We start from the raw sequence: 21,828 nt of genomic DNA on the forward strand, positions 1-21,828 counted from the left end.
TCTAAATTCCGCCAAACCTCCGGCCTCTCTGCTGAAACTCTCCTAACGCCTGCAAGAAGTGATCTTCTTTAAAGTCAGGCCACAAGACGTCAGTAAAGACAAATTCACTGTAGGCAACCTGCCATAGCATAAAATTACTCAGCCTTATCTCGCCGCTCGTTCGAATTAAAAGTTCAGGATCCTGCAAAGATTCAGTCATCAAATAAGTAGAAAAAAGCGATTCATCAATGTCTTCAATATTCAAAGAGCCTTCCTTCACTTTTTCCGCGAGTGATTTTGCAGCACTGACAATTTCAGTACGGCCTCCATAGTTAAGAGCAAAATTAAGGATCATTCCGTCGTTTTGCGCCGTGTCCTGTACAGCTTTTTCAATCGCACGTAATGTGTGCGCCGGCAAAGCCGTTTCATCCCCAATGATCCGAACCTGTACATTTTCCTCAACAAGCTCTGGAAGATACGTATTCAAAAATTCTTCCGGAAGCTTCATTAAAAAATCGACCTCCATTTTCGGTCTTTTCCAGTTTTCTGTTGAAAATGCATACAATGTCAGTACTTTGACACCTAATTCGTTTGCGAGCTTCGTGGTCCTTTTTACCACCTTCATCCCTTCATGGTGGCCTGCAATTCTGGGAAGAGAGCGTTTTTTAGCCCAACGGCCATTTCCATCCATGATAATGGCGATGTGTTCGGGAATTTCTCCCTTAAGTATGTCTTCTTTTGTATAACGTTCTAAGTTGGAAGCCGCAGTTTGCTGATTCTTCCAATTTTTGAGTATGTTGAGCATGAGATTCCTCCGTCACCCAAAAAGGTTACATTCCCTGCTGATAATCAATGTAATCAACAGTATTAACAAAAAAACCCCCTGTAAACATGAGAGGGTCTTTTCACTATTATCTATTGTACATAGTTTTTCATTAAACTTCCATGATTTCTTTTTCTTTGTCTTTTGTGACACTGTCAATTTTTGACACATATTCATCTGTCAGTTTTTGAACGTCTTCAGTGGAAGCACGCAGTTCATCCTCAGTAATGTCTCCGTTTTTCTCAAGTTTTTTGAGATCATCGTTAGCATCACGGCGAACGTTACGAACAGCTACTTTTGCTTCTTCAGCATATTTTTTTACAACTTTCACTAATTCTTTCCGTCTCTCTTCTGTTAGTGCCGGAATTGCAATTCGAATCATATTGCCGTCACTTGTTGGTGTAAGACCTAAATCAGCTTTTAAAATCGCTTTTTCGATATCGCCGATTGCTGTTTTATCGTATGGTGTGATAACGAGCATACGAGCTTCAGGCACGTTAATAGAAGACAACTGATTTAAAGGTGTCTGCGCTCCGTAATATTCAACCGTTACTTTATCTAATAATGATGGATTTGCACGGCCTGCGCGTACAGTAGCCAATTCGCGCTGATAAGCAGCAATTGCTTTTTCCATTTTTTCTTTTGTTTGAGTTAATACTTCTTTTGACACGTTATTTCCCCCTCACGATCGTTCCGATTGATTCACCGATAACGGCACGTTTGATATTTCCTTCTTCCATAATAGAAAAGACGATAAGCGGAATGTCATTGTCCATGCATAAAGAGGAAGCTGTTGAATCCATGACTTCCAGGCCGTCTTTAAGAACGTCAAGATAAGAAAGTGATTCATACTTAACAGCTGATTCATCTTTTCTAGGATCAGCATTATACACACCGTCAACGTTATTTTTAGCCATTAAAATAACGTCTGCCTCAATTTCAGCAGCCCGCAGTGCAGCTGTCGTATCAGTTGAGAAATATGGGTTTCCTGTGCCCGCAGCGAAAATAACGACACGTTTTTTCTCTAAGTGGCGTATCGCTTTTCTTCTTATGTACGGTTCAGCAACTTGTCTCATTTCAATGGATGTTTGCACTCTGGACTGGATTCCGAGTGTTTCCAAGCTGTCTTGAAGAGCAAGCGAATTCATTACTGTCGCCAGCATTCCCATATAGTCAGCAGTCGCGCGGTCCATGCCCAGGTCACTTCCTGTTTTTCCGCGCCATAAGTTGCCGCCGCCTACAACAACAGCCACTTCGACTTCAAGCTCAGCGATTTCCTTCACTTGCTTTGCAATGGATTGAATGACAGTCGGGTTAATTCCATTTCCCTGTTCTCCTGCCAATGCTTCCCCGCTAAGCTTTAATACGATACGTTTGTATTTTGGTTTTTCCATGATAACCTCCAAGTGTAAACATTGCCGTTTTCTATTATGCAAGAGAAAAAAAGGTTTGTAAATATAGTTTTAAAAATAGGGAACACAAAATGTGTCCCCTATACTGCCTGAAAAGACGCGACTTAGCCGCGAAATCTTTTCACCATTATTTTTTCACTTGGTTCATTACTTCTTCAGCAAAGTTTTCTTGACGTTTTTCGATGCCTTCTCCAACTTCATAGCGGACAAAAGTTTGAACAGTAGCGTTTTTCGCTGCAATAACTTGTTTCACTTTTTCATCTGGGTTTTTAACGAACGCTTGGTCTAATAGACAAATTTCTTCGAAGAATTTGTTCAGACGGCCTTCAACCATTTTCGCTACGATGTTTTCAGGTTTGCCTTCTTGGAGGGCTTGCTGAGTTAAGATTTGACGCTCATGATTTGTTTCTTCTTCAGATACTTGATCACGAGAAATGTAACGAGGGTTAACTGCAGCAACGTGCATTGCGATATCTTTCGCAGTTTCTTCATCAGTTGTACCGTTGAGAACAGTTAATACACCGATGCGGCCGCCCATGTGAAGGTACGCACCGAATGCAGAGCTGTCGTCTTTTGTAAGAACTGTAAAGCGGCGAAGAGTGATTTTCTCACCGATTTTAGCAACTGCGCTTGTGATGTACTCTTCAACAGTTGAGCCATTTTCCATTTTTTGGCCCATTGCTTCTTCAACATCAGCTGGCGTGTTTGCAAGAAGGTGGTCAGCTAAAGTGTTAAGAAGCTCTTTAAAACCTTCGTTTTTCGCAACGAAATCAGTTTCAGAGTTTACTTCTAGGATAACGCCTTTGTTGCCGTCAGTTTTAATAAGAGTAGAACCTTCTGCTGCGATACGGTCAGCTTTTTTCGCTGCTTTTGCAATTCCTTTTTCTCTTAAAAGGTCAATTGCTTTGTCCATATCTCCGTCAGTTTCAGTTAACGCTTTTTTACAATCCATCATGCCCGCGCCAGTTTTTTCACGCAGTTCTTTTACTTGCTGTGCAGTAATTGCCATTTGTATTCCTCCTTATATGTTTAAACAAGAGTATGTATATTACACATTTTTCTTGAAAAAAGGTGATAAAAGGCAGTCCCTCTTATCACCTTTTGAATAGGTTACGCAGTTGTTGTTTCTGTTTCTGGTGCAGTTTCTTCAGCAACTTCCGCTTCTTCTTCGCCTTGCTTCGCTTCTAAGATTGCATCTGCCATTTTAGAAGTTAGAAGTTTAACAGCGCGGATAGCGTCATCGTTCGCTGGGATAACAACATCGATTTCATCTGGATCACAGTTAGTATCTACGATACCGATGATAGGGATGTTTAATTTGCGAGCTTCCGCAACAGCGATGCGCTCTTTGCGAGGATCGATGATGAATAATGCATCAGGAAGATCCTTCATATCTTTAATTCCGCCTAGGAATTTTTCAAGACGCTCTAATTCTTTTTTCAATTGAACGACTTCTTTTTTAGGAAGTACATCAAACGTACCGTTTTCTTGCATTTTTTCAATGTCTTTAAGACGTTTAATACGTTTTTGGATTGTTTCAAAGTTTGTTAATGTACCGCCCAACCAGCGTTGGTTGACATAGTACATGCCAGAGCGTTGAGCTTCTTCTTTAACAGAATCTTGAGCTTGTTTTTTTGTTCCGACGAAAAGGATTTTTCCGCCTTCAGCAGCAAGATTTTTAGTGAAGTTGTAAGCTTCCTCTACTTTTTTGACTGTTTTTTGAAGGTCAATGATGTAGATTCCGTTACGCTCCGTGAAAATGTAACGCTTCATTTTTGGGTTCCAGCGGCGTGTTTGGTGACCGAAGTGAACACCAGCTTCAAGCAATTGCTTCATAGAAATGACTGACATGTTATTTCCTCCTAATATAATGGTTTTTTTCCTCCGCTTAGGTCATTTTTGTGCAGAACTGCCGCCTGCAGCACCCTCTGCATAAATCGTTAAGCGTGTGTATTTAACACCAAGACATAATATAACACAGCTTTATCCGACAATCAAGAATCCTTTACACCTTTGGAGCGAAATTTTAAAAATAGCTCGATTTCTGTCTTTCCGCTCTTCATTTTCTGGGCAATTTGACTTGCCGAATATCCCTGTTCATATAATTCTATGACCTGGTCTTCAAATGATTGGACCTCACTGTTTACGATCTCTTCCCGACGGTCAACCTCTGTAATCAGACCTTCAATATGTTCAGGAAGATTCTCTGCCTCTTGAACTGGATCCCGCTCTTGATATGTTTCAGAGTGCTGAAGGCCTGGCTTTTGGGATTCTTCATCTGATTGACTTGCAGATGAAGCTTTATTTTCTATCAGTTTCTCATTTTCTTCTTTTAATTCAAGCAGAAATGCCGCCAAGGTGTTTTCCGTCTCTTCAAGTATCTGTTTTTGCTGTTTTTCTGTTTCTTTCACTGCAGCGAGCCTCGTATACAGGATAATGACAGCGTACAGAAGAACGCCGTGGAGCGTAAAGCTTAAAAGCCATAATAGTGTTGACATGTTTTTCACTCGCTAACCATGAAATTCATTATTGTATCACTTTTTCCAGCAGATTCTTTAATTTAAATAATGCCTTTGAATGGATCTGAGATATGCGGGACGTAGAAAGATTTAATACTTGTCCGATTTCTGTCAGTGTCAACTCCTCTTTGTAGAACAAACTCACAACCAGCTGTTCTTTTTCAGAGAGTTCGTGAATTTTTTCCGCAAGCTGTGCAATCAGTTCATCCTTCATAATCTTTTCTTCAGGCGGAACATTTTTGTCATCTCTGATCATGACTTGAATGTTTTCCCCATCATCTTGATCATGGAGCCTTTCATCAATTGACAGCAGATTTGCAAAAAAACCTTCATTCATTGTTGACACGACATCCTGTACCGTCATTCCGAGTTCCTCTGCAATTTCCGCGGGCGATACATTCCGAAGATACCGCTGTTCAAGCTTTTCAATTGCTGCTTCAACCTTTTTTGTTTTTTCGCGCGAGGTTCTGGGCAGCCAATCTTCTTTACGAAGCCCGTCTATGATTGCGCCGCGAATTCTAAACGAGGCGTAGGTATCAAATTTTAAGTCCCGGCTGGGGTCAAATTTTTCAAGGGCATCATATAAACCAAGCATACCAAGGCTCATAAGATCGTCTTTATGCACTGATTTCGGCAGTCCGACAGAAATTCTGCCTACATGATATGTGACAAGCGGCATGTAACGGCGCATTAAGTCGTCACCGGCTTTAGGATCTTTCCACTCTTTCCAGCGCGTCCAAAGCACCTGATCTTCATAATTCAAGGATTGCATTGTTATCCCCCTAATACCTTGATTAAATCGTTTTTTCACCTTGTTTAACAGTTCGAATATGCAGCATGCAGGACTTCGGTTCAAATTCTATCGTCCGGCCGCTTGAGCCGCCCGTATCTTCACTAATAATAGGAATATTAAATAAAGACAGCTGTTCTTTTATCGCTAATACATTTCTCGGTCCGATCTTCATCAAATCATTTGTCGATTTAAATTTAAACATCTCTGATCCGCCGGCCAGCTTTGCTTTTAATGCAAATTTCCGGCATCCCGCTTCTATCAGCATATCAATCGTGGTCTGTACGGCGGTGTCAGCGTACTTAGCCCGGTTGAGCTCGGCAGTTTTCGATAACGTCGAATCCGGAAGCATGACATGAACAAGACCCGCCGTTTGCTTTTCTTTATCATAAAGCACCAGCCCCACACATGAGCCCAAACCAGAGGTCCGGATGGTATCCGGGAAGCGGGCGATCTTCACGTCAGCAATCCCAACCTTTATAACAACAGCCTCAGTTGTACTCATAATGATGCACCTAAGGCGACAAAGAGCTTTTCAAATGAATCATAGTCCGGCAGCATAAACATATGCGCTTTCAGCTCCTGCTGATGGCTTTGGTCAAAAATTGACGTGTCGACAACAATGGCGTGTTCTCCAACCTGACTGAGCTCCATCAGCCCTTCGCTGATCACTGCTCCGAACATGTCCAAAGAGACTTCAGGAACACTTGGATAGAGCTGGAGTTTCGTCAAATCCGCCAAAGCTGTTAAATATGACCCCGCTAAAATATTGCCCAGTTCATGCAAAGCGGATGAGCTCATGTGGTCTTCACCTAAGTCCTCTATGTCAAAATCGGGGTTTCCAATCAGCTCTCTGATAAACTGCTCCGCCTGAAAAAAAGGCATTATAAAGAACATTGAACCCGTTAAATCGCCTTCCATTCTTAAAAAGATGCTGGCAACCGGGACATCGGCGCCGCCGAAAAAATCAACAAGCTCATCAAAAGACAGCAGCTTTGCAAATGGGACTTCCATATCTATCTTTCTATTTAACAGCTGGGCCATTGCAGAGGCGGAGTGGCCGGCGCCTATATTGCCGACTTCCCGCAAAATGTCCATCTGCTCTTCTTTGATTCCATTAAAAATACTCATGTCATAACCCCTTTAAGATTAAGCTTGATCGGGCACAGCGGACTGAGATGATTCTTTATCCAAAACCGCGTTCGCATCAATAATATTTAAGAGTCTGTTCTCTTGTTTCACAATCTGTTCGATCGACACATCCGTATCTTTCTGAACGCCTTCTGGAGCAGATTCTATTTCACTTTCGTGTACGGTAATCACATCATTCGCTTCATCCACAATCCAGCCGACTTCAATATCACGATAAGCAATAATGATAATTCGTGTTTCATCTGTAATTTCATACTCTGGCAAATTCAGGCGTTTTCTTAAATCAATAACCGGAGTCACCACCCCGCGTAAATTGATTACCCCGCAAATATATGGTTCGACGCCAGGTACCCTCGTTGGCTTTTGCCATTTTTCAATTGATTTCACCTGAGTGACGGAAATGGCATATTCTTTGCCATTTACCATAAAGACTATCATTTTTTCGCCTGTTTTAATTTCTGCAGTCATGTGAGACACCTCCTCGAATGGTTAAATAATCAGTGCATTACAATCAATAATGAGCGCTACTTCTCCGTCTCCTAAAATAGTAGCTCCGGAAATTGCAAAGACGTTTGTTAAATAATCTCCGAGTGATTTCAGCACAACTTCCTGCTGGCCAATAAAGGAGTCCACCACAAATGCAGTAGGTTTGTCGCCTTTTTTCACGACAATGATATGGAGCTGTTCCGCATCTTTTCTTGTATCTTCTATTTTAAACTCTTCTTTTAAATAAACGACAGGGACAATATGCCCTCTAAAGTCAATCACTTCACGGTCATGCGTTTGCAAAATGTCTTTTCTGTCAATAACTGCTGTCTCAATGATTGAAGAAATCGGAATGGCAAATGTCTCTTCTTCCAACTTAATCAGCAGAACTGAAATAATAGACAAGGTAAGCGGCAGCTGGATGCTGAATAGAGAGCCTTGACCCTCGGCTGATTTCACACTGACTGAACCGCCAAGAGACTCCAGTTTGTTTTTTACAACGTCAAGTCCTACACCGCGGCCGGAAATATCAGAAATTTGGTCAGCAGTTGAGAACCCCGGAGCAAAAATCAATTCGTAAATTTGGTTGTCTTCTAAGGTTTCAGCTTCTTTTTCCGTTATGACCCCGCGCTCAAGCGCTTTTTCCAGAATTTTTTTTCGATTAAGGCCTGCGCCGTCATCCTCTACTTCGATAAAGACATGGTTGCCGCTGTGATAAGCTTTAAGCACAACTTTTCCTGATTCCGGTTTTCCCTTTTGCAAACGTGTTTCCGGCGCCTCGATACCATGGTCAATACTGTTTCTGATCAAGTGAACGAGTGGATCTCCGATTTCATCAATTACTGTACGATCCAGTTCAGTTTCCGCACCGATGATCGAGAGTTCAATTTTTTTATTCAGCTCTTTCTGAAGCTGGCGAATCATTCTCGGGAATCTGTTAAAAACAGTTTCAACCGGGACCATTCTCATATTCAGAATAATCGATTGCAAATCTCCGGAAATTCTCGTCATTCGTTCAACCGTTTCAGTCAGTTCATTATGCTCAAGCTCTTTCGCAATCTGCTCGAGACGCCCGCGGTCAATGACAAGCTCTTCAAATAAGTTCATTAAAGAATCAAGCCTGTCAATGTTGACACGAATTGTTTTAGATCCGCCGGCTGAATGCTTCGCCTGTTCATCGTTTTTAGCAGGCTGTTTTTGTTTCTCCTGCTTCGCAGGTACAGCTGCTGCTGGTGAATCTTCTTGCTTAGATTCTTCAGGCTTTTCAGCTGATGTTAAAGGAGCCCCTTGAATGACTTCAACATGCTCAATTTCCGACACGCCATTGATTAATTGTTCAATGTCTTCCGCTGATTGATGTGTTAAGAAACAAACTTGAAAGTCAGTTCCAAAATCTTCTGTTTCAAGCACTTCAGCACTTGGAATTGTTTTGGCTACTTCTCCGACTTCATTTAGTTTTTCAAACACCATATAGACACGAACTGCTTTTAACATACAGTTTTCGTTCAGAGAAATCTTGATTTCATATCGTTTGAAGCCTTGCTCCTCCGCTTCTTGTATAACTGTGCGTTCAAATTCATCATATTCCCAATCAGATGCTGAACTCTGTGCTTCTGCAGGTTCAGCGGAGGCAGCGGATTCAGCGTGCGCACCATTCACATCAAGCTTGGCACTCACTTCTGAGATATCTCTTTTACCATCCCCGCCATCAATAATAGACTGAACCATTGCTTCCAGGTGATCCAGAGCTTCAAACAAAATATCCAGCCAGTCTGAGGTGACTTCCATGTCTCCGTTTCGGATTGCATCCAGCACGTTTTCAAGCAGATGGGTAAGATGTGCTAAATCCGTGTAGCCCATCGTTGCGCTCATTCCTTTTAATGTATGGGCAGCCCTGAATATATCATGTACGAGCTGAAGATCAGTCGGGTCTTTCTCTAAAAGAAGAAGCTTTTCATTACATGTTTGTAAATGTTCTTTACTCTCATCAATAAAGACATCTAAATACTGATTCATATCCATTTGAATCACACCCTCTCTTTTTTCACACAGCTTGTGATGGATGCTGCGATATCTTCCACATGTTTAATCTCATGAATGAGACCCGCTTTAACAGCAGCTTTTGGCATCCCGTATACGACACAAGATTCTTCAGACTCCGCAATGGCTTTCACATTGCCGGCTGTTAGCATGTCCTTTAGTCCAGCAGTGCCGTCACTGCCCATTCCGGTCATGATAACCGCTACTTTTTCATAATCTGTCAGTTTCCCGACAGAACGGAATAAATAATCAGCAGATGGTTTATGACGGCTTGGTGTGTCATGGTTATCAAGCACAACCTGGAGTCCTTCGCTGTTTTTAATAACGGATATGTTTTTTCCGCCCGGTGCTATGTAAACACAGCCGTTAAGAGCTGCTTCACCATCTTTTGCTTCTTTTACCTGAATGTCAGATAAATGATTCAGCCGATCAGCCAAAGAAGCAGTAAACCCTTCAGGCATGTGCTGAACGACAACCACTGGTGCGTTCAAATCCTTAGGGAGCTTCGGTATCACCTTTTGTAACGCCCGTGGACCGCCTGTTGATGTGCCGATACACACAATTTGTCTGCCCGTGCCAGGTTTCGGTTTGCTTAATTCAGGCTTAACGACAGCACGCACAATAGGTTCGGGCCGAACTGTCTGGGAAACAGGACGTTTCCGCTTGCCGGAAAGTCCTGCCGCGACGACACGCTCAACTAGTTGTTCTTTAATTTTGTATAGATCCAGAGATATTGAGCCTGATGGCTTTGTGATAAAGTCAAAGGCACCGATCTCCAAACAATTAATTGTGCATTCTTTACCTTTCTCGGTCTGGCTAGACACCATAATGACCGGCAAGTTATAAATCTCAATAATTTTGCGGAGCGTATCTGTCCCATTCATGACCGGCATTTCAACATCAAGAGTAATAACATCCGGTTTTAATAATTCAATCTTCTTAAGCGCTTCTTCTCCGTTTCTCGCAGTTCCGATTACTTCTATCTGCTTTTCTTCGGTCAGAAAATCACTTATCATTTTTCTCATAAAAGCTGAATCATCAACTACAAGCACACGAATCAAATTAAGCCCTCCTCATTAAAAAAGAAGATAATTTCTCAATAAATGTCTGTTTGTCTTCTTTGTGTCTCGTTTCTTCTCTTTCAAACAAGGCGTCCGCTAAAATACGGACTGACCGGCTGGCTTTTGCCTGAGGGCTTTTTATGAAAAAAGGAACCTGTTCGACAACCGCTTTGCTCACGATCACATCGTCAGAAACGGAACCGGCAAACTGAACCTGAACATCCAAAAACATATGAATTGTACGGGAGAGGCGGGCAAAAGCGTCAAGCCCTTCCTTTTGGTCACGGCACCGATTGACAGCCACCTTCATTGAAAGCTTATTTTCTGTCAAAACCAAGTGCTTGACAGCGCTGTATGCGTCCATAATGGCCGTCGGCTCGGGAGTTGTAATAATCAAAATATCTTCTGCTGATAAAATAAAAGGCAGTTGATCTTTTGATAAGCCTGCTCCCATGTCAAACAGCACATAATCGAACTGGCTTAATGCATGAGAAAGTTCATTGGCAAAAAACGTCCATTTTCTCTGATCGAGCTGAAACATCACATCAAGACCGGTTCCCCCTGATATATACCGCAAACCCTTTGGGCCAACGGATAATGACTGCAGCAAAGGCTTACGATCGGTTAAAACATCGATTATCGTGGCAGACGATGAATTTCCTATTAATATATCAATGTTCCCCATCCCGATATCAAGGTCGATGAGCAGCACCTTCTTACCTTTATCCTGCAGCGCAAGTGCCATATTTAAGGTAATATTGGATTTTCCGACACCGCCCTTGCCGCTGATGACAGCAAGTGTCTTCGCTTTTTGTGAATAAACCATTGGCAGAACGCGCTCACGTTTTTCCATTTTCGCCCGTAAAGTTGCTGCTTGGTCATATCTGTTCATCTGCACAGCATCCTCACAAAACCAAGTGGAGATACAGTCTGTATATCCTCAGGCACATTCTGGCCGTTAGTCATAAACCCGACACCTATTTTTGATTCTGCCAGTATATTAAATACAGAACCTAAGGAAGTCGTTTCATCTATTTTCGTAAAAATATACTGATTGACAGGGACGGATGAAAACCGTTTGACAATATGCTTCATATCTTCATATTTTGCAGTCGCGGATAAAACAAGAAATGACTGAATGCTGCTCTCAAAAGGAATCGTTTCTTTCAGTTCATCAATGTATTGCGGGTCTTTGAAGTTTCTTCCAGCTGTATCAACAAACACATGATCATACTCAGAAAATAGCTCCTTCGCCTGCTGAAATTCTTCTTTTGTATAGCAAACTTCCAGAGGAGCCTGCAGCAGTTCAGCGTATGTTTTCAACTGTTCAACAGCTGCAATACGATACGTATCTGTTGTAATAAAAGCGATTTTTTTATGTTTTTCAAGCATAGATATGGCTGCGAGTTTAGCCAGTGTAGTTGTTTTACCAGCCCCTGTTGAACCAAAGAGAACGATATATTTTGAATGAATTGGCTCCTGCCACTTGTCTGCTGAGGGCAGCATATCGCATAGTATTTCCTGAAGTTTGCCGACAACATTTTCTTCAGTCAAGCCGCCTGCTTCAACAGAGAAGCGAAGCAATTTTTTCAGAGTGTTCGTTTTCGTAGACTCTTTGATCCCTGTTTCTTGCAAAAGCTTTTCTGCTTTTCGCAGCGGCTCAGGAAGTACAGATTGATATGCTGAAAAATCACCTAGCTCCTGTTGCGCCGGAATTTGAGGGGGATATGTTCTCTCCTCTATTTTTGGACTGCTGACCGGAGTTTTTAATGTTTGTTTCGGTTCAGCTGCCTTCTGAGGCGTTTTTTTCTCAAGAAAGTCCTGATCCAATACGGCGATTACTTCAACAGCAGGCTTGTTGACGAGGCCAAACCATTTTCGCTTTTTAATTTTTTTCGAATTTAATATGACCGCTTCATTACCTAACTCTTTTCTGATGAGAAGTGCCGCTTCTTGCATTGAAGCAGCAGTAAATTTTTTTATTTTCATTAAATATCCACCACTCCAATGCTTTGTACCTCAACATTCGCCTCAAGTTCGTTATAAGAGAGTACCGGAAGATCAGGGAAGTACCGTTCCAGAAGCTGCTTCACATACATTCTGACAGGCGGCGAGCAAAGAAGAATCGCGGTTTCCTGACGTAATGAGAGCTGTTCAGCTTCTTTGGCGACAGAGCGCACTATACTTTCTGAAATATCTGGTTCAAGTGATAAATAGTTCCCGTGTTCCGTCTGCTGCACACCGTCTGCTATTGCTTTTTCTACACGGCCCGAACAAGTAACAACCTTCAACACTTCATTTTCTTTGGCAAACTGGGCTGTAATTTGTTTAGCAAGCGCTTGTCTTGTATACTCTGTCAAAAGATCAGAATCTGTTGTTAATTTCCCATAGTCAGCAAGTGTTTCAAAAATCGTTACTAAGTTTCGAATTGAAACTTTTTCTTTTAAAAGCTTAGCAAGCACTTTCTGAATATCACCGACAGACAATGGATTCGGCGTAACCTCTTCAACCAGGACTGGATACGATTCTTTCAAGTGATCGATCAGCTGTTTTGTCTCCTGCCTTCCGATCAATTCGTGGGCATGCTGCTTAATTTTCTCCGTAATATGCGTTGAAACGACTGATGCAGGATCAACTACTGTATAACCAAGCATGTCGGCTTCATCCTTTACCGCTTCGCTAATCCATTTAGCCGGCAGTCCGAATGAAGGCTCCACTGTTTCAATCCCTTCAATGAGATCGTCCTCAGGAGTAGGCGACATCGCTAAATAATGATCAAGCAACAGCTCGCCTTTTGCTACCTCGTTTCCTTTAATTTTCAATCGGTATTCATTAGGCTGCAACGCTATATTATCTCTGATTCGCACGACAGGAATGACAAGCCCGAGTTCCAAAGCCAACTGACGGCGTATCATAACAATTCGGTCTAATAAATCACCGCCTTGATTGGCATCAGCAAGCGGTATCAGGCCATATCCAAACTCAAATTCTATCGGATCTATATGCAGAAGCTGAACAACACTTTCAGGGCTTTTAAGCTCGTCCACCTCAGCCTCTTCCTCAAGAATCTCATCCACTTCTTCTTTTTCCTTACCTGATTTAGATAGTGTATATGCGCCAAAAGCAAGCAATCCCGCAAGCGGCCCCGTCAGAAGGATGCCGATCGGAGTGAAAATACCTAAAAGCATGATCGTAGCTGCTGCGACGTATAAAAGCTTTGGATACGCAAACAGCTGGCCTGTAATGTCATGCCCTAAGTTTCCTTCAGAGGCAGCTCTTGTGACCACAATACCCGTAGCCGTAGAAATTAACAGCGCCGGGATTTGCGAAACAATTCCATCCCCTACAGTCAGCATCGTAAAGTGTGAAGCAGCCTCTTGAATGGACATGCCCTGCTGAAGCATCCCGATCACGATTCCGAAAATAATATTGATCATCACAATGATGATTCCGGCAATGGCGTCACCTTTTACAAATTTACTGGCACCGTCCATTGCTCCATAAAAGTCTGCTTCTCTTGCCACTTTTTCGCGGCGATGCTTCGCTTCCTGTTCGGTAATCATCCCTGCGTTTAAATCAGCATCAATACTCATCTGCTTCCCAGGCATTGCGTCCAGCGTAAACCTTGCTGCAACCTCGGAAACACGTTCAGCACCTTTTGTAATGACGATAAACTGAATAATAATAAGGATGATAAATACAACGAGTCCAACTAATACATTTCCGCCGACAACGAAATTTCCGAAAGTCTCGACGACTTTACCTCCTTCACCGTGTGAAAGAATTGAACGGGTAGTTGAGACGTTCAAGCCCAAACGAAATAGGGTCAAAAGCAGCAACAGTGACGGAAAAATCGAAAACTGAAGCGCTTCCTGCATATTCATTGTGGTGAGAAGCACGATCAACGCAAGAGAAATATTAATAATGATCAAAATACTTAACAGCCATGGAGGAAATGGAATCACCAGCATCGCCACAATGAGGACAACACTTATTAAAACGGATAAATCTCTTGTTGACATGCTGTTTTTTCTCTCCTTTTAAATCGAAAAATTCAATATACTTTTTGTTTTGTTTTATATACGTAAGCCAGAATTTCTGCTAAAACTTTAAAAAATTCTTCCGGCACTGCCTGGTCAATTTCCACCTGATCATATAACGCACGGGCAAGCGGTCTGTTTTCTACCATCATGACATCATGCTCTTTAGCAATTTTCCTGATTTTTAACGCAAGGTGGTCGACGCCTTTTGCAACAATATAAGGTGCGTCCATTTTTTCTTCATCATATTTCAAAGCAATCGCATAGTGAGTCGGGTTTGTGATAATGACATCTGCTTTTGGAACTTCCTGCATCATCCGCCTCATCGCCATTTCCCGCTGTCTTTGTTTAATTTTAGACTTGATAATCGGGTCTCCTTCAGATTTTTTGTACTCATCTTTTATATCTTGTTTTGACATTTTGATATTTTTCTCATAGTCAAATCTCTGATATAAATAGTCGAGACCAGCAAGAATCAACAATGCACCTGCACCGCTTAGTCCCATCCACAAAGTGAGTTTTGAAACGAAAGAAAGTGCCTCTTCGGGTGTCAGGAGAGGAAGCCGGAGAATTTCTCCATAATGCAGCCAAAGCACAGCAAAAGCCGCAAAACCAACGACTACGATTTTCAAAATTGATTTAATCAGCTCCACAATCGCCCTCATACTGTATATTCGTTTAAAGCCTTTGATCGGATCCAGTTTTTCAAGCTTAGGCTGTATCACTTCAGCAGAAAATAAGAACCCAACCTGCATATAGTTGCTTACGACTCCTGCAACAAGAGCAACAAGCAAGATCGGTGCGAGTATCATGCCCATATCCTTTAATAAGCTGACAAACAATGTATGCACATTTGATTCTGAGAGCTTCATTGTGAGCGATTCGGTATAAAATGTTTCTATGAATGACAGCAGCCTGTCTCTCATATACGGACCAATTGCAATAAGCGAAAGGAATATTACCAGTAAAGAAACGGCAGTATTGACATCCGAGCTTTTGGCTACCTGCCCCTTTTTTCGCGTATCCTTCCGTTTTTTCGGAGTGGCTTTTTCTGTCTTCTCTCCCGCAAAAAACTGCAGGTCAACTCTAAGCTTCATTAAGAAACACCGACCAATGCTAAAAGATTCCGCATCGTTTCAATCGTTAAGCTGAAAACATTCCGGACAACGACGAAGATAACGGACATACATACAATGAGCATGATGAAACTGACAGCGATCTTTAAAGGCAGACCGACCACAAATACATTTAACTGCGGAACAGTTCGAGCCACGATACCTAATGCTAAATCAACTAGAAACAAGCTGGCCACAACCGGCGCTGACATTTGAAAAGCGATAATAAACATTGCATTAAAGCTTTTCGCAATAAAATAGGCAAACTTTTCATCGCCGAAATTCGGAAATGCCTGATCAACTGAAATATACTGAAAGCTGTAGTAAATACCATCCAGCAACAAATGGTGGGCATTGACACTCAGCATAAACAAAAGTGCCATCGTATAGATAAACTGGCCAATCAACGGACTTTGTGCACCGGTTTGCGGATCAATAACGTTTGCTATTGAAAATCCCATTTGAAAATCAATAAACGAGCCGGCAATCTGCACTGCGGCAATCATCATATAAGCAATTAAACCCAGACATAGGCCGACCAAAGCTTCTTTAAACGCCAAAAGCATATAGTGCTCATCTATCTCCAAAGAGGGCGGTTTATCAATGGTGCTGAAACAAATGACCGCAAGAAAAAAAGCAAAACCTATGCGATGAACAGCTGGCACATTTCGATGTCCAAATAGCGGAATCGTTACAAAAAAAGCAGAGATTCTAATAAAAACCAATAAAAAAGCAGGAAATAAGTCAATAATTGAATTCATCTCTACATTACCCTGCAAAACGATTTAAATTAGAAAACAGCTCTGTTGTAAATGAAAGAATCGTCGACAGCATCCACGGACCAAAAAAAATGAGAGCCAGGAGAACCGCCACGATTTTCGGAATAAACGCCAAAGTCTGTTCCTGGATTTGAGTTGTCGCCTGAAATATGCTGACAATTAAACCGACCAGTAAAGCAATAGCCAATAATGGCCCGCTGATCATCAGCGTTACGTATACGGCTTTTTCCGCCATAGAAATTACAAATTCTGAACTCACGTTTAGCACCTACCCTAAAAGCTCTGAAGCAAAGATTTCACAATTAAATACCAGCCGTCTACCAAAACAAAAAGTAATATTTTAAAGGGCAGAGAAATCATAACTGGAGGCAGCATCATCATTCCCATTGACATCAAGACGCTCGCCACTACCATATCTATAATTAAAAAAGGGATAAAAATCATAAAACCTATTTGAAATGCTGTTTTAAGCTCCGATATGGCAAAAGCCGGAACCATTGTTGTTAACGGAATATCCTTTAATGATTCAGGTTTATCCATTTTCGCGTAATTCATAAACAGCGCCAGATCCTTCTGCCTTGTGTGTTTACTCATAAATTCTTTAATCGGTTCCTCAGCTTTCGTATACGCTTCATCCAAGCTGATTTTGTTGTCCATTAATGGGGTCAGCGCTTCTTTATTAATTTCTGAAAAAGTAGGAGCCATAATAAAAAATGTTAAAAACAGCGCAAGCCCGATTAGAACCTGGTTTGGGGGCATAGATTGCGTCGCAAGTGAAGTTCTGACAAATGACAGAACAATGACGATGCGAGTAAAACAAGTCATAAGAATCAATATTCCAGGCGCCACTGAAAATACAGTTAACAATAATAGTAATTTAACAGTCGAACTTACGTTTTCCGGATCGCTTGAACTGAAAATATTTATAAACTCATTCATGATGACGTGGGCCTTTCTTCTTTCCTTCAGAACGGTTTTGTTTTAACTCTTCAAGTTGCTCTTTTAATGCTTTTGAAAATGAAGGCAGTTTTTGCTGCGGCTGATGTTCAGAACTCTTAAGCGGCTTCACAAACTTTTGCCACTCTATTTTGCTTGACATTGCCTCTTCATGCTGACTGAGAATGACTTCAATCTCTTTTTCATCCTCAATTTCTTTCAGCAGCTGGATCGTCTCTCCTACACCGACGACGAGCACACTTTTCCCGACCTTGATCAATTGTATGGATCTGTTCTGGCCGACCGATGTGCCGCCAATATTTTCAACATATTGAAAAGGCTTTAGGAGCCGATTTCTTTTGTTCATGAGCTTAACCAGCCCGTAAATCAGCGCGATAACAAACAGTAAAGCGAAAATCATCTTTACAAAATCAAAAGCTGAGACAGAAGGAGCAGCCGCTCCCTCCGTCTCATCAGCAGTTTTTGTTGTTTTTTCTTTCTTTTGCTCTGATTGATCTGCAGTTTTTTCATCTTTCTTTTGAAACCATTCGTTTACAGTTGAATTATCAGAGTCTGCCGCGGCAGCAGCAATCGGATGTACACTGAATAAAACGAAAAAACAAATAAAAACAATAAAATATTGACTCTTTTTCAACAGTCGTACACCCTTTAACTTAATGTTTTGTTGATTGCTTCAAGCACACGGTCAGCCTGGAAAGGTTTCACAATGAAATCCTTAGCGCCGGCCTGAATGGCATCAATAACCATTGATTGCTGTCCCATAGCAGAACACATGATGATTCTTGCCTGCGCATCAATTTGTTTAATTTCTTTTAATGCTGTAATACCATCCATTTCTGGCATCGTGATATCCATAGTAACAAGGTCAGGTGAATGCTCTTTATATTTCTCTACCGCTTGTGCTCCATTTTCAGCTTCCGCCACAACTTCAAAACCATTTTTAACTAAAATATCTTTAATCATCATTCGCATAAATGCTGCGTCATCTACAATTAAAATTCTATGTGCCATAATCTATCTCTCTCCTTGTGTTTCGTTATTTTAAATTATTAATGCGCTCTGCCTGGCTTAAAATGTCAGTGACTCTTACTCCGAAGTTTTCTTCAATGACAACGACCTCGCCTTTGGCAACGATACGCTGATTAACTAAAATATCTACAGGCTCACCGGCTAATTTATCAAGCTCGATAATACTTCCGGCAGAAAGCTCTAAAATCTCTTTTACGCTTCTCTTCGTTCTGCCAAGCTCAACAGTAATCGAAAGCGGGATATCCAAAAGCATATCCAGATTATGAATAGGGGCTTGTACAGCTTCGTTTGGATCAAACGCGGAAAATTCCACCGGTGAAACCTGAACTGGCGCTGCTTTTTTTGCTGTTCCCTGCCTTTTTGGCGGCTGCTGCTGTTGCTTCGGTTCAATACGCGGCTCTGGCGTCACAGGCTCTTTCGGCTGTTCGTATGTAACTTCAGGCTGCACCGTTTCTTCTTCCTCTGCACTTTCTGAGTTCATAAGGCTTGAAATTAAATCTTTCGCAAATGTCAATGGGTAAAGTTGCATAATGCTGGAGTCTATTAATTCTCCCACCTTTAAGTTGAAAGAAACTTTCACCAGCATTTCATCATCAGGAATACGGTCTGTACCCTTTTCTTCAGTAACATCCAGCAATTCAACTCGAGGAGGTGAAATATCAATTTTTTTACTGAATACAGTAGACATTGATGTGGCAGCCGATCCCATCATTTGGTTCATTGCTTCTTGAACCGCACTTAAATGGATTTCACCCAGTGAAGGGTCCGCACCTTTTCCGTCTCCCCCGATCATTAAGTCCGCAATGATCGCCGCGTCACTTTGTTCCACGACTAACAGGTTGCTTCCGCTGAAGCCCTCCGTATAATTCACTTCAATCGCTACATACGGTTCAGGAAACGCATCGCTGATTTTACTTCTTGGAATGACCGTTACGCTTGGAGTCGTAATATCGACCTTTTGATTTAAAAGCGTTGACAGTGCTGTCGCAGAACTGCCGAATGAAATATTACCGATTTCACCGATCGCATCACGCTCCATTTCCGATAAGTCATCTACTTCCGGAATCTCTGGCTCATCAAGCGTGCTGCCAGTACCGTTAAGAAGCGCGTCAATCTCATCTTGAGATAATCTATTATTCTCCATCTTGTTCACCTCTTATGTCGTGATCTAAAATTTGCACTGCCTGTTTTCGATTCACCCGGCCGGCTTGTCCTAAAAATTTCGGCTTATCTCCGACCAATACAGTAAGAGGATCCGTGACTGATTTGTCCAAAGTTATGCAGTCTCCGACTTCTAAACTTAAAAACTCTTCTATCGTCAGTTCAGATGTGCCGAGCTCGGCCACGACAGGTATTTGTGCTGTCATGATACGTTTTTCAAGCGACTTTGTTTCCTCAGGCTTTGGCTCATTTCGGTCTGATTGCATCCAATAGTGGACTGAAAGCTTCGGTATGAGCGGCTCGAGTACAATATGCGGGATACAGAGATTAATGACACCGCTGATTTCACCAATTTGAGTATTGAGCGAGATCACCACGACTGTTTCATTAGGAGATACCATCTGAACAAATTGCGGATTCACTTCAAACTCAGTCATTTCCGGTTCAATATCAGCAATTGACTGCCAAGCTTCTTTATAATTACCCAGTGCATTTTCAAATAAATTAGAAATGATTTTTGTTTCAATTTCTGTCAAACTGTCAACCTTGTTATGACTGATTCCAATCCCGCCCATGACTCGATCCATCATCGTATAAGCTATCGTGGGGTTGACCTCCATCATAATTCTTCCTTCCATCGGATGAACATCAAATAGATTCAGAATCGTCATGTTTGGAATCGATCTGATAAATTCCTCATACGGAACCTGATCAACAGAACTGACAGATATGTGAATATAGGTTCTGAGCTGAGCAGAAAAATGAGTGGTAAGAAGTCTTGCAAAATTGTCATGAATTCTCGTTAAACTGCGGATCTGATCCTTAGAAAACCGCAGCGCACGTTTGAAATCATAAACCTTGACTTTCTTCTCTTTTTCTTCTTTTTTCAGCTCTTCAGCGTCCATTTCACCAGTTGATATTGCAGAGAGCAGTGCATCTATTTCATTTTGGGAGAGAACTTCTCCTGACATTTTCCTCACCTCCGTATTCTGTCAAATTATGCTTTATTGCAGATTAAAGGAGGTAATATACACTTTTTCTACTTTTCCTTCTTGGAGGTAGCTATTTATTTTATCTTTTAGTTCCTTCTTAAAGGTTTCTTTTCCCTTGTCTCCCTCAATCTGATCAGCATTCGTATCAGCCAGCAGTGATATAACAGCGTCTTTCACTTGGAAATCACGTTTCTCAAGTTCTTCTTTTGATTTATCAGAATCAGTTTCAAGTTTAATAGCAAGACGGATAATGTTATCAGACTTTAAATTTGTTGTGATCTCTTCTACATCAACAGAAGACGCAACGATTTCATCAATACTTTTTTTCGCTTCACTTTTTTCGGACTTTCCGCCTAAAACAAAATAAGCCGCCGCCCCGAGAGCACCAATTACGATAAGAATAATTAGTAATATGATCATTAACTTTTTCTTCATTCCGGTTCCTCTATTCCTTGATCCATTGCAAATATTTGTATTTTTCGGTAGAAAGCTGCGATCTTTTCCAGAACAGCTTCTTCATCTTCTTTTACTACAAACTTCTTACCATTTGACAGAGTAATTGTAGTATCCGGAAAACATTCAATCTGTTCAATAAATAGCGCATTCAGTGTAAAGGGCTGCCCGTTCAAACGGGTTACTTTAATCATAAAACAGCGGAGAAGCGATTACTCGCCTCCCCTCCCTCCTTAACGTTTAAGGTTAACCAGTTCTTGAAGGATTTCATCAGATGTTGTAATAATTTTTGAGTTTGATTGGAATCCGCGCTGGGCTACGATCATTTCAGTAAATTCGTCAGTTAAATCGACGTTAGACATTTCGAGAAATCCTGATTTAAGAGCACCAGTTCCGCCGTCACCAGGCTGGTTCGCTGCACTGGCCGTTCCAGAGTTTAAAGATTCACGGTATAGGTTGCTTCCGATTTTATCCAATCCATCACTGTTGGCAAAAGTAACAATCCCGATTTGTCCCCCGTCTTGTGTTTTCCCCTCAGCATCAACAATTGACACCTTTCCATCAGAACCAATGCTAAAGCTTTGAGCATCAGTAGGAATTTTAATTGTTCCGCCATTCATATTTAGTACATGGTAGCCATCACCTGTAACCAGTGTTCCAGTATTATCTAAATAGAAGTTCCCTGCTCTTGTATAAGCTGTCCCGTCACCTGTATCAATTCGGAAGTAACCGTCGCCGTCAATTGCTAAATCAAGTGTTCTTCCTGTGCTTTGTGTCGCGCTTGTTGAATGAATTGTATCAATTGTGCCAGATGATGAACCTAAACCGATTTGCTTAGAGTTTGTTCCGCCGATTGTTGCACCAGCAGCAGAACCGCCGGCAATGGTTTGGCTTACCATATCTTTAAAGGTCACACGGCTCTTTTTGAATCCTACTGTATTTACGTTGGCAATGTTGTTACCGATTACGTCAAGCTTTGTTTGAAAGTTCTTCATACCGCTGATTCCAGAATAAAGTGAACGTAACATAATATATTCCCC

26 protein-coding genes are annotated in these 21,828 nt (G+C 41.6%); all 26 read right to left on the reverse strand.

Annotated elements, in window-relative coordinates; genetic code table 11:
* Position 1: 1 nt before the first annotated feature.
* Positions 2–784: an isoprenyl transferase gene (locus MKY10_RS12795; protein ID WP_003231925.1), complete on the reverse strand. Its 783-nt coding sequence runs from the start codon at positions 782–784 to the stop codon at positions 2–4.
* Between the two features lie 130 nt (positions 785–914).
* Positions 915–1,472: a ribosome recycling factor gene (gene frr, locus MKY10_RS12800; protein ID WP_003231927.1), complete on the reverse strand. Its 558-nt coding sequence runs from the start codon at positions 1,470–1,472 to the stop codon at positions 915–917.
* A gap of 1 nt (position 1,473) precedes the next feature.
* Positions 1,474–2,196 carry a UMP kinase gene (pyrH, locus tag MKY10_RS12805; protein ID WP_003220923.1) on the reverse strand — a complete coding sequence of 241 codons (723 nt, stop codon included), beginning with the start codon at positions 2,194–2,196 and terminating at the stop codon, positions 1,474–1,476.
* Positions 2,197–2,341: 145 nt separating this feature from the next.
* Positions 2,342–3,223, reverse strand: coding sequence for a translation elongation factor Ts (tsf, locus tag MKY10_RS12810; RefSeq protein WP_003231929.1), 882 nt, complete (start codon positions 3,221–3,223; stop codon positions 2,342–2,344).
* A 101-nt stretch (positions 3,224–3,324) separates the two neighbouring features.
* On the reverse strand, positions 3,325–4,065 hold the full coding sequence (rpsB, locus tag MKY10_RS12815; RefSeq protein WP_003220918.1) for a 30S ribosomal protein S2: 741 nt from the start codon (positions 4,063–4,065) through the stop codon (positions 3,325–3,327).
* A gap of 143 nt (positions 4,066–4,208) precedes the next feature.
* Positions 4,209–4,712, reverse strand: a complete 504-nt coding sequence (swrB, locus tag MKY10_RS12820) for a swarming motility protein SwrB (protein WP_015252089.1) — start codon at positions 4,710–4,712, stop codon at positions 4,209–4,211.
* A 28-nt stretch (positions 4,713–4,740) separates the two neighbouring features.
* Positions 4,741–5,505, reverse strand: a complete 765-nt coding sequence (gene sigD, locus MKY10_RS12825) for an RNA polymerase sigma-28 factor SigD (protein ID WP_015252090.1) — start codon at positions 5,503–5,505, stop codon at positions 4,741–4,743.
* Positions 5,506–5,527: 22 nt separating this feature from the next.
* On the reverse strand, positions 5,528–6,028 hold the full coding sequence (gene cheD, locus MKY10_RS12830; protein WP_003244852.1) for a chemoreceptor glutamine deamidase CheD: 501 nt from the start codon (positions 6,026–6,028) through the stop codon (positions 5,528–5,530).
* The gene (gene cheC, locus MKY10_RS12835) at positions 6,025–6,654 is read right to left on the reverse strand and encodes a CheY-P phosphatase CheC (protein WP_003231935.1); all 630 of its coding nucleotides are present in this window, start codon (positions 6,652–6,654) and stop codon (positions 6,025–6,027) included. Before cheC ends, cheD begins: the two co-directional genes overlap by 4 nt.
* 18 nt (positions 6,655–6,672) lie before the next feature.
* Complete coding sequence (gene cheW, locus MKY10_RS12840; RefSeq protein WP_003231938.1) at positions 6,673–7,143, reverse strand: chemotaxis protein CheW; 471 nt, start codon at positions 7,141–7,143, stop codon at positions 6,673–6,675.
* A gap of 21 nt (positions 7,144–7,164) precedes the next feature.
* Positions 7,165–9,183, reverse strand: coding sequence for a chemotaxis protein CheA (gene cheA / locus MKY10_RS12845; RefSeq protein WP_014476817.1), 2,019 nt, complete (start codon positions 9,181–9,183; stop codon positions 7,165–7,167).
* Between the two features lie 5 nt (positions 9,184–9,188).
* A complete protein-coding gene (gene cheB, locus MKY10_RS12850; RefSeq protein WP_003245823.1) occupies positions 9,189–10,262 on the reverse strand; it encodes a protein-glutamate O-methylesterase CheB in 1,074 nt (357 codons plus the stop codon).
* 1 nt (position 10,263) lies between these two features.
* Positions 10,264–11,160 carry a flagellum location/number ATPase FlhG gene (flhG, locus tag MKY10_RS12855; protein WP_010886507.1) on the reverse strand — a complete coding sequence of 299 codons (897 nt, stop codon included), beginning with the start codon at positions 11,158–11,160 and terminating at the stop codon, positions 10,264–10,266.
* On the reverse strand, positions 11,151–12,251 hold the full coding sequence (flhF, locus tag MKY10_RS12860; protein ID WP_003231945.1) for a flagellar biosynthesis protein FlhF: 1,101 nt from the start codon (positions 12,249–12,251) through the stop codon (positions 11,151–11,153). The genes flhG and flhF overlap by 10 nt, the downstream gene beginning before the upstream one ends.
* Positions 12,251–14,284, reverse strand: a complete 2,034-nt coding sequence (gene flhA / locus MKY10_RS12865) for a flagellar biosynthesis protein FlhA (protein ID WP_003231947.1) — start codon at positions 14,282–14,284, stop codon at positions 12,251–12,253. The genes flhF and flhA overlap by 1 nt, the downstream gene beginning before the upstream one ends.
* A gap of 32 nt (positions 14,285–14,316) precedes the next feature.
* Positions 14,317–15,399, reverse strand: coding sequence for a flagellar biosynthesis protein FlhB (flhB, locus tag MKY10_RS12870; RefSeq protein ID WP_003231949.1), 1,083 nt, complete (start codon positions 15,397–15,399; stop codon positions 14,317–14,319).
* Positions 15,399–16,178, reverse strand: a complete 780-nt coding sequence (fliR, locus tag MKY10_RS12875) for a flagellar biosynthetic protein FliR (RefSeq protein WP_003245510.1) — start codon at positions 16,176–16,178, stop codon at positions 15,399–15,401. Before fliR ends, flhB begins: the two co-directional genes overlap by 1 nt.
* A 7-nt stretch (positions 16,179–16,185) precedes the next feature.
* Complete coding sequence (gene fliQ / locus MKY10_RS12880; RefSeq protein WP_003220888.1) at positions 16,186–16,455, reverse strand: flagellar biosynthesis protein FliQ; 270 nt, start codon at positions 16,453–16,455, stop codon at positions 16,186–16,188.
* Positions 16,456–16,469: 14 nt separating this feature from the next.
* Positions 16,470–17,135, reverse strand: a complete 666-nt coding sequence (gene fliP / locus MKY10_RS12885; protein WP_003245692.1) for a flagellar type III secretion system pore protein FliP — start codon at positions 17,133–17,135, stop codon at positions 16,470–16,472.
* Complete coding sequence (gene fliZ, locus MKY10_RS12890) at positions 17,128–17,787, reverse strand: flagella biosynthesis regulatory protein FliZ (protein ID WP_014479789.1); 660 nt, start codon at positions 17,785–17,787, stop codon at positions 17,128–17,130. Before fliZ ends, fliP begins: the two co-directional genes overlap by 8 nt.
* A gap of 14 nt (positions 17,788–17,801) precedes the next feature.
* Positions 17,802–18,164, reverse strand: coding sequence for a chemotaxis protein CheY (cheY, locus tag MKY10_RS12895; RefSeq protein ID WP_014476812.1), 363 nt, complete (start codon positions 18,162–18,164; stop codon positions 17,802–17,804).
* 25 nt (positions 18,165–18,189) lie between these two features.
* A complete protein-coding gene (fliY, locus tag MKY10_RS12900; protein ID WP_003231962.1) occupies positions 18,190–19,326 on the reverse strand; it encodes a flagellar motor switch phosphatase FliY in 1,137 nt (378 codons plus the stop codon).
* Complete coding sequence (gene fliM / locus MKY10_RS12905) at positions 19,316–20,314, reverse strand: flagellar motor switch protein FliM (RefSeq protein WP_003220879.1); 999 nt, start codon at positions 20,312–20,314, stop codon at positions 19,316–19,318. Before fliM ends, fliY begins: the two co-directional genes overlap by 11 nt.
* 33 nt (positions 20,315–20,347) lie before the next feature.
* A complete protein-coding gene (fliL, locus tag MKY10_RS12910) occupies positions 20,348–20,770 on the reverse strand; it encodes a flagellar basal body-associated protein FliL (RefSeq protein ID WP_003231964.1) in 423 nt (140 codons plus the stop codon).
* Positions 20,767–20,982: a swarming motility protein SwrD gene (swrD, locus tag MKY10_RS12915; RefSeq protein WP_003231966.1), complete on the reverse strand. Its 216-nt coding sequence runs from the start codon at positions 20,980–20,982 to the stop codon at positions 20,767–20,769. The genes fliL and swrD overlap by 4 nt, the downstream gene beginning before the upstream one ends.
* A gap of 39 nt (positions 20,983–21,021) precedes the next feature.
* Entirely contained in the window at positions 21,022–21,816 is a 795-nt protein-coding gene (flgG, locus tag MKY10_RS12920) for a flagellar basal body rod protein FlgG (protein WP_003231968.1), read from the reverse strand.
* Positions 21,817–21,828 lie beyond the last annotated feature (12 nt).

It is taken from the genome of Bacillus sp. FSL P4-0290 (assembly GCF_037975435.1).
Lineage (GTDB): Bacteria > Bacillota > Bacilli > Bacillales > Bacillaceae > Bacillus > Bacillus subtilis.